The sequence below is a fragment of the Butyricimonas sp. Marseille-P2440 genome (genome assembly GCF_900091675.1).
Taxonomy (GTDB): Bacteria; Bacteroidota; Bacteroidia; order Bacteroidales; family Marinifilaceae; genus Butyricimonas; species Butyricimonas synergistica.
The window spans coordinates 1829133-1842693 of sequence record NZ_LT594610.1 but is presented as its reverse complement, the minus strand read 5'-3'; the positions used below and the strand labels follow the sequence as shown (position 1 = coordinate 1842693).

General features: G+C 51.0%; 10 protein-coding genes. All 10 read right to left on the bottom strand.

Going from position 1 to position 13561, the window contains the following annotated elements; genetic code table 11:
* Positions 1 to 17: 17 nt before the first annotated feature.
* The 10 genes from BN8899_RS18795 to nuoH all read right to left on the bottom strand — a co-directional run bounded on the left by BN8899_RS18795 (position 18) and on the right by nuoH (position 13535).
* Complete coding sequence (locus BN8899_RS18795; RefSeq protein ID WP_065220510.1) at positions 18 to 1379, bottom strand: efflux transporter outer membrane subunit; 1362 nt, start codon at positions 1377 to 1379, stop codon at positions 18 to 20.
* Complete coding sequence (locus tag BN8899_RS18790) at positions 1376 to 4477, bottom strand: efflux RND transporter permease subunit (RefSeq protein WP_065220509.1); 3102 nt, start codon at positions 4475 to 4477, stop codon at positions 1376 to 1378. The genes BN8899_RS18795 and BN8899_RS18790 overlap by 4 nt, the downstream gene beginning before the upstream one ends.
* Complete coding sequence (locus BN8899_RS18785; RefSeq protein ID WP_148375536.1) at positions 4474 to 5613, bottom strand: efflux RND transporter periplasmic adaptor subunit; 1140 nt, start codon at positions 5611 to 5613, stop codon at positions 4474 to 4476. Before BN8899_RS18785 ends, BN8899_RS18790 begins: the two co-directional genes overlap by 4 nt.
* 326 nt (positions 5614 to 5939) lie before the next feature.
* Positions 5940 to 7361 carry an NADH-quinone oxidoreductase subunit N gene (locus BN8899_RS18780; RefSeq protein WP_065220507.1) on the bottom strand — a complete coding sequence of 474 codons (1422 nt, stop codon included), beginning with the start codon at positions 7359 to 7361 and terminating at the stop codon, positions 5940 to 5942.
* A 40-nt stretch (positions 7362 to 7401) separates the two neighbouring features.
* Positions 7402 to 8892 (bottom strand): complex I subunit 4 family protein, encoded by a 1491-nt coding sequence (locus BN8899_RS18775; RefSeq protein WP_065220506.1) that lies wholly within the window; start codon positions 8890 to 8892, stop codon positions 7402 to 7404.
* Between the two features lie 26 nt (positions 8893 to 8918).
* On the bottom strand, positions 8919 to 10817 hold the full coding sequence (nuoL, locus tag BN8899_RS18770; protein ID WP_065220505.1) for an NADH-quinone oxidoreductase subunit L: 1899 nt from the start codon (positions 10815 to 10817) through the stop codon (positions 8919 to 8921).
* Between the two features lie 173 nt (positions 10818 to 10990).
* Positions 10991 to 11290, bottom strand: a complete 300-nt coding sequence (gene nuoK / locus BN8899_RS18765; protein ID WP_018335972.1) for an NADH-quinone oxidoreductase subunit NuoK — start codon at positions 11288 to 11290, stop codon at positions 10991 to 10993.
* A gap of 103 nt (positions 11291 to 11393) precedes the next feature.
* On the bottom strand, positions 11394 to 11906 hold the full coding sequence (locus tag BN8899_RS18760; protein ID WP_065220504.1) for an NADH-quinone oxidoreductase subunit J family protein: 513 nt from the start codon (positions 11904 to 11906) through the stop codon (positions 11394 to 11396).
* 84 nt (positions 11907 to 11990) lie between these two features.
* Positions 11991 to 12446, bottom strand: coding sequence for a 4Fe-4S binding protein (locus BN8899_RS18755; protein ID WP_065220503.1), 456 nt, complete (start codon positions 12444 to 12446; stop codon positions 11991 to 11993).
* Positions 12447 to 12458: 12 nt separating this feature from the next.
* Positions 12459 to 13535, bottom strand: coding sequence for an NADH-quinone oxidoreductase subunit NuoH (gene nuoH, locus BN8899_RS18750; protein ID WP_018335975.1), 1077 nt, complete (start codon positions 13533 to 13535; stop codon positions 12459 to 12461).
* Between the last annotated feature and the right edge of the window lie 26 nt (positions 13536 to 13561).

The following is a 13561-nucleotide window of genomic DNA, read 5'->3' as shown; positions in this document are numbered from 1 at the left end:
TTCATTTTAGATCTCACTCATTTCCATCCCCCTCCAAGGGTAGAGTACAGGTTGACAACGGAAATCAGTTCATCACGGACAGCATTGTTAAGGCTGATTTGGGCGTCGAAGTAACCACGTTGGGCGTCGAGAACATCGAGGTAACTGATAACACCGTTGATGTATTGCAGGTTGGCAAGTTCCATGTACGAGCGGGCGGCTTGTTCCAGTCGTGAGCGCGATTCTCGGATTTCACGTATCTTGTAGAAAGTGGTTAGGGCATTATCCACTTCCTTGAATGCTGTGAGGACAGTTTGTTGATAGTCGTAGGTGGCGGCTTCGAGGGCGGCACGGGATGCCCGGAGTTTTGCTCGGTTGTTGCCTGCATTCAGCAGGGGAGCGAGCAATTTGCCACCGACGTAGAAGTAAGGGGCGGAGAGAAAGTCGCTCAGTTGGCTATCCTCTCGTCCGTAGCGGGCGGTGAGTGTCAGTTGTGGGAACATACTCGTGTAGGCAACGCCCACTTTGGCGTTGGCGGCTTTTAGTTTGTATTCCGCTTGCCGTAAGTCGGGACGGCGTTCCAGCAGGGACGAGGGCAGTCCCACGGGTAGTTCGGTCGGCAGGGTTTGTTCGTCGATGTTCTTGCCGCGGGGAATGCTACCGGGATAGTGCCCCGTGAGCAGGGATATATCGTTTTCCTTAAGGCGTATTTTTCGCTCGAGGTCAGGGATGAGGGTGCGGGTCTTGGCAAGCTCCACTTCTGCCTGGCGGTATGCTGTCTCGGAAGTCAACCCGCCCTCGAAACGGAGTTTGGCGAGGCGTACGCTCTCGGCTCGGGCGTCATAAGTTTGCCGCACGATGGAGAGTTCCATATCGAGAGCCTGCAACTCGAAGTAGGCTTGTGCCACTTGTGCCACGAGAGTCATTCGCATTGCCCGTTGTCCTTCCACAGTCTGAAGATAGGCGGCAAGGCTGGCTTGTGAACCCCAGCGGAGTTTCCCCCAGAGGTCGAGTTCCCACGAGAGAACGGCTTCCACGTTGTAGGTATTGCCCGGCGAACGGTCATATTCCCGCTCTCCCAAGGCGTCGGCACTCAACTGGGGAAACAATTTTGACTTCTCCACACGGTGGGCAAATTGGCTTTCTTTTACCCGTGCCGCTGCTACCAGCAAATCTTTGTTATAGGCGAGCGTGGTGCGAATCAAACCTTGTAGCACGGTGTCTGTGTAGATTTCCGACCATTGGATGTCGGCGACCGTCAGCGTGTCGGTGATAGGCTTGTCGGAGATTTTCTCCGGCAATTCGAGTTCCGGGCGGGTGTACTCTTTGCCTAGCTTGCAGGAGGAAAAAAAGGTGACTCCGGCAAGGAATAAGAGTATGATGGTGGTATATCTTTTCATGACTTTTTCATTTTGTGAACTACTTTCTCTATTTGCACGAAGAAGAAGGGTACGAGGACGATGCCCACGGTGATGGCGACGAGCATACCGAAGAAGATTCCGGTACCGATGGAATGGCGGCTGGCAGAACCGGGACCGCTGGCAAGTACCATCGGAAGCATACCCAGCACGAAGGCGAGGGATGTCATCAAAATAGGACGGAAACGGGCACGTGCGGCGGTGATTGCGGCGGTGACTGCATCAATTCCTTTGTCTACCTCAACTTTGGCGAATTCTACAATCAAGATGGCATTCTTCGCCGCAAGACCGATCAGGGTAACTAACCCGATCTGAAAATAAACGTCGTTCTCCAACCCGAACACCCACACGCCGAGGTATGCGCCTAAGGCGGCAATCGGCAGGGAGAGCAACACGGCAACGGGTACCAGCCAACTCTCATAGAGGGCGGCAAGGAAAAGGAACACGAATATAAACACAAGTGCCATGACCATTCCGGTTTGTCCCTCGGCTTTTTTCTCCTGGAAGGACAAGCCGCTCCATTCAAGTCCGATATTGTCGGGCAGGTGTTGACGGGCTATCTTTTCTATCGCCCGCATGGCATCGCCGGAACTGTACCCGGGGGCGGCTTCACCGTTAACGACGGCGGTCGAGAACATATTGAAACGGCGGATGGAGCCAGGACCTGTGGTGTATTGCGGGGCTCCGAGCGCAGTGAGGGGTACCATGTCGCCTGCCGAGGTCTTGACGAAAAACATGTTCAGGTTTTCCTTCTGCATCCGGTAGGGTGCTTCCGCTTGCAGGTACACTTTGTATACCCGGTTGAACATATTGAAGTCATTGACATATACCGAACCGGTGTATGCTTTCATTGTCGAGAAAATATCCGCCAGCGGGATGCCAAGCAGTTGTGCCTTGTCGCGGTCGACGTCGAAGTAAAGTTGCGGGATTTCCGCCTGCAACGACGAGGATACCCCGGCAAGTGCCTTGTCTTGTGCTGCATATTTCACCAGCGTGTCTACGGCGGAAACAAGGTTCTCGAAGGTGGCTCCGTTACGGGCTTCCACTTGCAGCTCGAAACCACCGGACGATCCCAGACCAGGGATGATGGGCGGCGTGGAGAGGAAGACCTGTGCTTCCGGGTACTTGAAGAACTCGGCGCGGATGTCGTCCATCACGTCCTCGATAGACATATCACCTTTTTTCCGGTCTTCCCACGGTTTGAGAATCACGGTCAGCTCGGCGCGCGATTGTGCCGTCCCCACGCGGGGGCTGCTCCCCGTCACGTTCTGCACGTGGGCGACGGCGGGATGTTGTTTGATATATTCTATGGCTCGGTCAGTCACCTTACGTGTGCGTTCGAGCGTGGCTCCTTCCGGCAAAGCAAGTTCTACTTTAAAGTATCCCTGATCTTCCTCGGGAAGGAAACTGCTCGGGATCACCCGGTTGAGCACGAAGATAAACACCATGGCTATCCCGAATCCGGCGACGATGCGGCGGGGGTGGGAGAGTGCCCTTTGCAGAAGGTGTATGTATTTGTTATTCCCGAGTGCCAGCCATTCGTTGATCTTGCGGAAAACGTAGCCTTTTTTACCTGTCGAAGGGCGCAATAATAGGGCACACATGGCAGGGCTTAAGGTTAGTGCCACGACCAGCGAGATCAGCACGGATACGACGATCGTGATGGCGAACTGGCGGTAGAGCATTCCCGTGATACCGGGCAGGAAACTCACGGGCACGAACACGGCACCCAGCACGAGCGAGGTGGCGACAAGCGCACCCGTCAATTCCTTCATAGCTTTACCCGTTGCTTCACGGGGGGATAATCCTTCTTCTTCCATGATGCGTTCCACTCCCTCGACGACGACAATTGCGTCATCGACGACGATACCGATAGCCAGTACCAACCCGAGCAGGGTGAGCATATTGATCGAGAATCCGAACGCCAGCATAAAACCGAAGGTACCGACCAGCGACACGGGCACTGCCACGAGCGGGATCAACGATGCCCGCCAGCTTTGCAACGAGAGGAACACGACGAGGATCACGAGGAACAATGCCTCGAACAAAGTTTTGTACACCTCATGAATGGATTCGGCTATATAAGTGGTGATGTCGAACGGGATATTGTATTCCACGCCCTCGGGGAAGTCGCGGCTGATCTCTTCCATCGCTTTTTTCACGTTGTTGGCAACTTCCATAGCGTTTGCCCCGGGTAGCATGAAAATACCGAGGATGGCGGCATTCTCACCGTTCAAACCGCTCTCCGTGTTGTAGGAACTCGCCTCAAGCGATACCCGGGCGATGTCCCGCAGGCGGATGATGGAGCCGTCCGGGTTGGCACGCACGACAATATCTTCAAATTCTTCCACCGAGGACAAACGTCCCGGTGCGGTGATGGGAATGGTGATGTCGACGCCGGTCATGGGTTGTTGCCCCAGCACACCCGCTGCCGACTCGCGGTTTTGGTCTTTGAGCACGCTTTGCAGGTCTTTGATGGTTAACCCGAAGTTCGCCATACGATCGGGAAGAATCCATATCTGCATGGCGTAATAGCGGCTACCGATGTTGGAAACCCGTCCCACGCCGGGGATACGTTTCAACACGTCGAGCACGTTCATCGTGGCGAAGTTACTGAGGTATATCTCGTCGAAACGGGGGTCTTCGGAGGTTAGCGCAAGGGTCATCAATTGGCTGGCGGATTGTTTCTCCACCTTGATACCGTTCTGTACAACCTCGGCGGGCAGGCGCGATTCAGCTAGTTTTACCCGGTTTTGCACGTCCACTGCTGCCAGTTCGGCGTCGGTGGAGATGTCGAAAGTGATTGTGATGGATAGCCCTCCCGAGTTGGAACTGCTCGATTCCATGTATAGCATACCCGGCGTACCGTTTAATTCCTGCTCGATGGGGGTAGCCACGGCTTGCGACACGGTGACGGCGCTTGCGCCGGGGTATGATGCCGAGATCTTGACCACGGGAGGCGTGATCTGCGGGTATTGGTCGACGGGGAGCTGAAACAAGCCGATTACGCCGACAATGACAATCAGTATGGAAAGTACCGCCGAGAAAATCGGTCGGTCTATAAAGAAGCTCGGTTTCATGGTTGTACCTCCTCTTCTTTCTTGATAGTAGCCATGATCGGGTCTACCAGCGCACCCGGTGTCAGCTTGTGGTATCCTTCCACGACGACAAGTTCGTCCGCTCCCAGCCCTCGTTCAACGACGGTGGTATTATTTACCTCGGGTCCGATCTCGATAAAGCGTTTTTCCGCCGTGCTATCTCTTCGCACAACATATATATATGCGCCGCCTTTCTCGATAATAACCGCTTTCGTAGGCACGACGATAGCACTTTCCCGCACGTCAAGCAATAGTTTCACTTTCGTGAACTGACCGGGAAGCAGTTTCCGGTCGGGATTCGGCAATTCGGCTCGCACGCCGAAGGTTCCCGTCTTGGGGTTTACCTGCGGGTCGGCAAAGTCGACGATACCCGTGAGCGGGTAGACCGAGTTGTCGGCAAGCGTGATGGTCACGTTGGGCTGCCAAGAACGGTTGGCGTCTTTTTCGCCGAGCGTCACGTTACGTTTTTGGCTTTTCAGGTAGTCGAGTGCGGGGAGGCTGAAATCCACCAGCACTTCGTCGCTCTCCACGACGGTTGCCAATTGTGATTTCCCGCCGGGACCGACGAGCGAACCGATGTCGGCGTTCCGTTCACTGATATACCCGTCGATGGGGGAACGCACGGTGGTGTAGTCCAGTTCCATTTCCGCCTGCTTCAAGTCTGCTTCGCTCATCGCCACGTTTGCTTTGGCACTCTCGTGAGCGGCAACGGCGTTGTCCAGGTCAAGCTGGCTTGCGGCTTTCTGCTCGTATAGCGGACGCAAGCGTTCCTCATCACGTGCCGACTTAGCAGCTTGCGCCCGGTCTTTCGCCAGCTGCGCCTTTGCCTTGTCCACCCGTGCCCGATACAAGTCGCTGTTTATTTTAAAAAGAGGCTGTCCCCGCTTCACGCGTTTTCCTTCCTCGAAAAGCATCCCCTCGAGATATCCTTCCACGCGTGCCCGGATTTCTACCGAACTCTTGGCACGGATCTGCCCCACGTATTCACCATAAATCTCTACATTGTCCGTTCCCGCTTTCTCTACCGTCACGATTTGCCGCACGGGAGTCTGTTTGTCTTTACAAGCCCCGATGACTACTATTACCGCAAGAACTATTGTTGCACGTTTTATCTTCATGTTTCTTGTATTTTTCATTTTGTGTATTCTATTGAAAATTGTATGCTACATTGTACGTGAAAATGTAAAAATAGGTTATTTGGTTGATAGCCAATAGATGTTTTGTCATTTTTCTTGAAAATTCTCTATAATCGTAAATCGGGGAATCGTGGAATATTGCCACGGGGTGTGGAAAGAAGTGTTGATTTTATTCATTGTAACATCACATATTAACCTTGTCGCAAAGGTATTAATATTTTAGATGTATTTTCCTGATTTAATAATTGCCGATTTTGTAATTCTCATGAATGAATCACTAAATCGGCAATCAACAAATGTATTAATTCTTACATCCCAAAGCTGAACGTCCCGATGCTCTCGTAGACGATGCTTAGAACGCCCACGCCGAGGATACCGGCACTGCACGCCAAGAGGCTGATGCGGGTGTAGCCGTCGGAACGGAAGGATTCGATGGGTATTTCGCTTTTGTTGATAAACATGGCTTTTACAACCCGGAGATAGTAGTATAGCGAAACGATCGTGTTCACCAGGGCGATGAATACCAGCACGTAGTATCCTTGTTGGGCGGCAGCTGCGAAGATAAAGAACTTGCTGAAGAACCCGGCGAACGGGGGGATACCTGCCAACGAGAAAAGGGCAATCATCATCACGAAGCTAAGGCGGGGATTGGTACAGTAAAGTCCGTTATAGTCGTCGATCGTGATCTTGCCGGAACGGTGTTCCACGATAGCGATCACGCCGAAAGCTGCGAGGTTGGAAAGCATATACACCAGCACGTAGTACACCAGTCCTGTCATACCCATCGCCGTGCCGCTGATGACACCTAGCATGATGTATCCGGCTTGCGAGATGGAGGAATAGGCGAAGAACCGCTTCAAGTTCTGTTGGCGTAGTGCGAAAAGGTTTGCCAAAGTGATGGTGGCAATGATTACCCAATAGAGGATGCTTTGCCATTCGTACACGAGCGGGGCAAATACCTTGTAAAGGATTGCCATAAGCACGAAGGCTGCCGAACCTTTGGAAATCACGGAAAGGTATGCCGTTACGCTTGTCGGGGCTCCCTCGTAAACGTCGGGTGTCCACTGGTGGAAGGGAACAAGCGATAGTTTGAAGCCTAGTCCCACGAAGAAGAACACGAACGCCATCAGTTGTATGGGACTACCGGTGATGCCGGCGGGAATATCCTCGAAATAAAGGGTTCCCGTGGTGCCGTAGATCAAGGATATACCGTACAGCGATAACCCGGATGCGAAAACGGCTGTAAGGATATATTTCGCTCCCGCTTCGGCTGATTTTTGCTTGTACTTGTCGAATGCGGCAAGGGTTGCCATTGGGATAGAGGCTGTTTCCAACCCGATAAAGAACATCAGGAAGTTTCCGGCAGAGATCATGAAATACATACCAAGCAAGGTCGCAAGGGTAATCATGTAAAATTCGCCCCGGCGGATGATGGTACGTTCACTGGCAAGCCAGTTGTTCGCCTGCATGAAGACGAGCAGCGTCCCGATATTGAGAATGGTCTTCATGACGCTACCCATGGGCACGTTGTGGTACATCCCCCCGAATGCCGTAATCTCGATGTTGGGCGAGAGGTTCAGCAAAGTGTGGATTCCCACGAGCACGCAGGCGATGGGCTGGAAATACTTCAAGCTCTTCTGCGAACCGAATATATCGTAGACAAGGAGTATGACAATCACCGCAACGAGTGATACTTCCTCTTTCATTAGTAAGAAATTAGCGTAAACCATGTTGTTATTTTAGATTTAACGATTTTATTGATTCTGTGATTTAGTGTAACATCGAGATGAGCGATTGCAACGATCCGCTAATCATGTCGGATAACCACAGGGGAGCTAGACCTATGCCAGTGATGGCGAGAATGAGCACGATGGTTGAAAAACGTTCGTACCAAACGGCATCGGTGAGAGCCAGGTGGTGATCGTTAACCACTTTCCCGTAAAGCAATTTGCCAACTACCCGCAGGATATATACCGCCGTGATGACGATAGAGGTGCAGGCAATGATAGTAAATACCCGGTGGAATGTGTCCGTGTTTTGGAATGCCCCCACGAAGACGGTCATTTCAGCCACGAATCCGCTTAATCCCGGCAACCCGAGGGAAGCCAGACCGGCGATCACGTAACAAACACCGAGGAAGGGCATGATACGCATCAATCCGCCCATTTCCCGGATGTTCCGCGTGTGGGTACGCCCGTAGATCATGCCGATTAACGCAAAGAACAGCGCTGTCATCAACCCGTGGGAGAGCATTTGCATCACTGCACCCGTCATGGCGGTCTGGTTTAGCATAAGGATGGCGAAAAGCACCAACCCGCAGTGGCTCACGGAAGAATAAGCGTTGATATATTTCAAGTCTGTCTGCACGATGGCGGAATAAGCCCCGTAAACGACACTGATACCCGTAAGAATGATAAATATCCATGATAACTCCTTTGCGGCTTCTGGCATGAGGTAGATAGCTACCCGGAAACACCCGTATCCTCCCAATTTCATCAATACCCCAGCGTGGAGCATGGAAACGGCGGTAGGGGCGGAGGCATGACCGTCGGGCGACCACGTGTGAAACGGGAACAAGGCCCCCAGCACCCCGAAACCGATAAATACCAACGGGAAGAACCAGCGTTGCAACGCTAACGGCATGGCGTGGGAGTGTGCTATTTCCAGCAAGTTCATGGACGGCATTCCGGTACCTGCGGAATTAAAGTATATCCCGAGTATCCCGACGAGCAGGAAGGCAGAACCACCCATCAACATCAGCGTTAATTTCATGGCGGCGTATTCCTTTTTGCCACTGCCCCAGACACCGATCAGCAAGTACATGGGAATCAGCGCAACCTCGTAGAACATAAACATGGTGAATAGGTCTATCGAGATAAAGAACCCGAACACCCCGATGGATAGTAGATAGAACCAAAGGAAGTATTCTTTTTGCAGGAACTCCATTTTCCACGAGGCGAATGTCCCGGTGAAAACGATGATGGCAGAGAGTAGCAACATGGCTACCGAGATGCCGTCTACCCCGACGGAGTAGTGTATGTTCAAAGGTGCGTACCACATTGTGTCGGCAGTGAATAGCATCTCGGCAGTGTTGCCGGCACCTCGTTCCCCCAGATAGGCGAATACCAATCCCACGGCGAGAACCAGCAATAGCGAAGCACCCGTGGCAACCGTTACACGAATCTGTTGCAGGTTTTTCGAGAAGAATAGCCCGCACATCGTGAGGATCGGTATTAGAACGAAATAGGATAAAAAGTTCATATTTATTAATTTTAGATTTCTTCAATTTAAATCAATACCAGTATTAAAATCAATATCGTTCCGAACAAGATCACGTAAGCGTATTGCTGCACCTGACCCGATTGCAGGTCCCGGATATTGTAGGACACCCATTGTGACACGGAAGCAAGTCCGTTTAGGCTTGCGTCGATCACGTGGCGGTCGAACCAAGCGATGGGACGGGAAATACAATTGAAAATAATCCGCTTCGTGATAAAGAGATATACTTCGTCAATGTAGAACCGCCGGTATGCCGCACGGTGCAATCCGCTGAATGTCGTAGCCAGCCTATCGGGTATCGGGTTCGCTTTTCTGTAAAAATAAGTAGCTAGAGCAATGGAGATACAAGCCACGATCACGCTGGTGATAGCTACCGACCAATCGAGGTGGATGATGTACTCCTGACCGTTGCTGCTAACGAACTTACCAAAAGGTATAAAACCGGCGAAAAGGGTCACTACGGCAAGGAACACGAGCGGCAGAGTCATGAACTTCGGTGCCTCGTGCGGGGTATGCTCGTGTGCGCTCTCTTTTCCCCAAAATATATTATAGTATAACCGGAACATATAGAATGCGGTAAGAGCGGCGATGAAACTCATCACGACTCCCATTACCGGACTGAACATGAATGCGGCGGCAAGTATCTCGTCTTTACTAAAGAATCCGGAGAATGGCGGAATACCCGAGATGGCAAGGCAAGCCACGAGGAAGGTGATGTGCGTCACGGGCAGGTATTTGCGCAGACCTCCCATGTGGCTCATCTCGTTACTGTGCACGGCGTGGATAATAGCTCCCGCCCCGAGGAACAATAGTGCTTTGAACATGGCATGCGTGAACAGATGGAACATAGAAGCCATGTATCCCAGCCCGGCGTGTCCGTCCATGCCGGAAACCCCGAGAGCTACCATCATGAACCCGATTTGCGAGATCGTGGAGAACGCCAGCACCCGCTTGATGTCTGTCTGTACACAGGCTACAACGGCGGCGTAGAGCGAGGTGACCGCCCCGACGACGGCTATAAGTACCAGCACATCCGGAGCTTCCAAGTAATAGACGGGGAACAACCGAGCCACGAGGAATACCCCGGCAACCACCATTGTGGCGGCATGAATCAATGCCGATACGGGGGTAGGACCTTCCATGGCGTCAGGTAACCAGATGTGCAAGGGGAACATCGCCGATTTTCCGGCACCTCCCATGAAGATCAGCGCCATTGCCCAGCTTATCACGGAGCAACCCATGAACGTAGTTCCTGCTGCTCCGGTGAAGATGGAAGCATCGCCCGAGGTCAATATCTCGAACGAGAACGTCTTCGTGTAATAAGATAATAATAGTATTCCGATCAGGAAACCGAGGTCTGCGAACCGGGTGACGATAAAGGCTTTCTTGGAAGCCGCCACTGCCTCGGGTTTCGTGTAATAGAAACCAATCAGCAGATAGGAAGAAACTCCCACGAGTTCCCAGAAGATATACATCTGGAAGATGTTCGTGGCAACCACCAACCCCAGCATGGAGAAGGTAAACAGGGAGAGGAATGCGTAATAACGTTGGAAACCTCTTTCCCCGTGCATATATCCCAGACTGTAAACGTGTACCATAAACGACACGGTAGTAATGACGACGAGCATCATGACCGAGATCGGGTCGAGCAGGATACCCAGGTCGATATGCAGGTATTGCGTGAAACGCAACCATTCAAAGTTCAGCGGAATAACGGGTGCGTGTACCCCGTCTACCCGTGGTATCGAGAAATATTGCCATGCCGTGCTATAAGCCAGCAGAACCACTACGGCTAACGAAAGCGTCCCGATACATCCGGCTGTGAAGGGCTTCAGTTTTGTCCCCAGCAGTCCTAACACCAGAAACGTTAGCAGTGGTAGTATTAATATGAGTGTTGTGTATTCCATGTTTTAATTTTAAATTTAACGATTGTAGATTTTAGATTTCTCCCCGCTTGCCAACGCTTCTTTCATTCTACATTCTTAATTTTTATTCACCGACTCCGGGTCGAGTCACTAGTTCCTCCTCTGTTTATGGAGGAGGTGTTGGCGTGCCGACGGAGGAGTGCATTTTCAATTATTTAGTGTTTCATCTCACTCAAGTTCTTCACTTGTATATTCCGGATGTTCCGGTATATGTTGATAATGATGGCTATGGCAACAGCCGTTTCGCAAGCGGAAACCCCGATAGCGAACAGGGTGAAGAAAAAGCCTTCCATCTGTTCGGGAAAGAGATAGCGGTTGAACACGGCGAAGTTAATATCTACCGAGTTTAGTATCAACTCTATGGAAATCAGCACAGCCAGCAGGTTCCTCCGGGTAATAAAACCGTAGATTCCCGCGAAAAGCATAATCGTGCTAATCACCAAGTAATATTCCATGTGTAGTTCCATATTCTGATTTTAGATTTAATGATTCTGTGATTTAGTGATTTTAGGTTCGTGATTAATCTCTTAATCATAAATGGGCAATCACTGAATTGTTTCATCTTTTTCTCGCTATCATAATTCCGCCGATAATACACGTTAGCAACAGGACACTAATTACCTCGAAGGGGAGAAGGTATTGATATTTCTCCGTACCCATGAGGGCAGTTCCGATGACTTTCATGTTTATTTCCCCACCCACGAAGCGGGATGGTCCGAACGAGTGGGTTAACGTGATGTAAACACATATAGCCGCACCTGCCAGCGCCGTGATTAATCCGGCAAACATCTTGCTGTTTTTCAGTTTCGTGACTTTCGTCTTGTCGACCGTGGTCAACAAGATCGAGAAGACGTACAAGATGATGATACCCCCGGCATAGATTGTCAGTTGGACAGCCCCGAGGAAGGAGTATTCCAGCTGGAAATATATTCCGGCAGTGGCAAAAAGCACGAAAAGCAGGTAGGTCGCCGATCTCAAGATTCGGTTTGTCGTCACGGTCAGTATCGAGAAGACAGCGATAGCCGCTGCTAGGATGCAAAAGACCGTTTCTTGTAATTCTGCTGTACTCATATATTCATTTTAGATTTAATGATTATGTGATTCTGTGATTTCGGATTTTGTGATTAATCACTTAATCGGCAATCACTTAATCGCTTATTTTTTATTATCGTGGAGCATCTTCACCAGCTTATCTCTCGTGAACACGGCGTGCTCGAATGTTGGCACGAAGTGGATGGCGTCTTGCGGGCACATCTTCACGCAGAGTTGGCAGAACATACAACTACCCAAATCGTAGCGGTACTTCACCAGCACCTTTTTCTTTTTCCCGGCTTCGTCGGTGACGAACTCGGAAGTGATCTTGATCGTACCGTTCGGGCAATTCATCTCGCATATCCCGCAAGCGATACACTTGTGGTTGCCTTGTTCGTCGTGTGGCATCACGAGTTCGCCCCGGAAACGGTCGAACATCTTCAACGTTGCCCGGTTCTCCGGGTACTGTTCGGTCGTCTTCTTGGTAAAGAACTCCCGGAGAGTCTCCTTCATTCCTGTCAGTAACGAGAAAAGTCCCTTGAAGAACGAGGTAAAATATCTTGCTATACTACTATTCATATTCTTCCGTCTTTAAAAATGTAGTTTAAACACGACCACGATCACCATGAGGAAAAGATTGAGCAAGTTGAGCGGCAGCAGGTAGCGCCACTCCAATCGGAGTAACTGGTCGATACGCAACCGCGGGAACGTCCATTTAAACCACATGATAATGAATATCACCACTCCGGTTTTACCGAAGAACCAGAAGATAGAAGGAATATAATCCATGATCTGGTTGAAACTCTCCCAGCCGGGAACGTGCAGCGGCATCCATCCGCCGAGGAAAAGCGTGGTTGCCACGGAAGCTACCACGAACATATTCAGGTACTCGGCAAGGTAAAAGAAGCCGAAGTGCATACCTGAGTATTCCGTGTGGTATCCTGCTGTCAGCTCCGAGTCGGCTTCCGGTAAGTCGAAAGGTCCCCGGTTCGTTTCGGCAGTTCCGGCGATCAAGTAAACGATAAAGGCGATGCACGCCGGGATATGTCCCTTGAAAAGCAGCCACCCGTCAGCCTGTCCTTCCACGATGGTCGAAAGCTGCATACTTCCGGTAAATACAACCACGGTAAGAATCGACAACCCGATCGACAGCTCGTAACTGATCATCTGCGCCCCGCTTCGCATGGCACCGATCAACGAGTATTTGTTATTACTAGCCCATCCGGCAAGGAGGATACCCACGATACCGATGGACGATACGGCGATCAGGAAAAAGATTCCCACGTTGAAGTCAATCACGTGCAGTCCCTTCGCGAACGGGATACACCCGAAGGCAAGTACCGAGGCGATGATTACCACGAAAGGAGCGAGGTTGAACAGGAAACGGTCGATATGGTTAATATCGATCAACTCCTTTGTCAACATCTTAATCATATCGGCTACACTCTGTATTGTCCCGTAGGGTCCCACCCGGTTCGGTCCGATACGGCATTGAAAAAAGGCACAAACTTTACGCTCCGCGTAAATCAGCACCAGTGCGATAAGGGCATATCCCAGTAGCAGGCACAACCCGATGAGTATACACTCCACCAGTGTTGCTGTGGCGTGAGGAAGGAAACTTCTCAGAAGTTCATCAACCCAATGTGTTATTGTTGCAAAGTCAAACATTATCCGTTTTATGATTTAGTGATTTT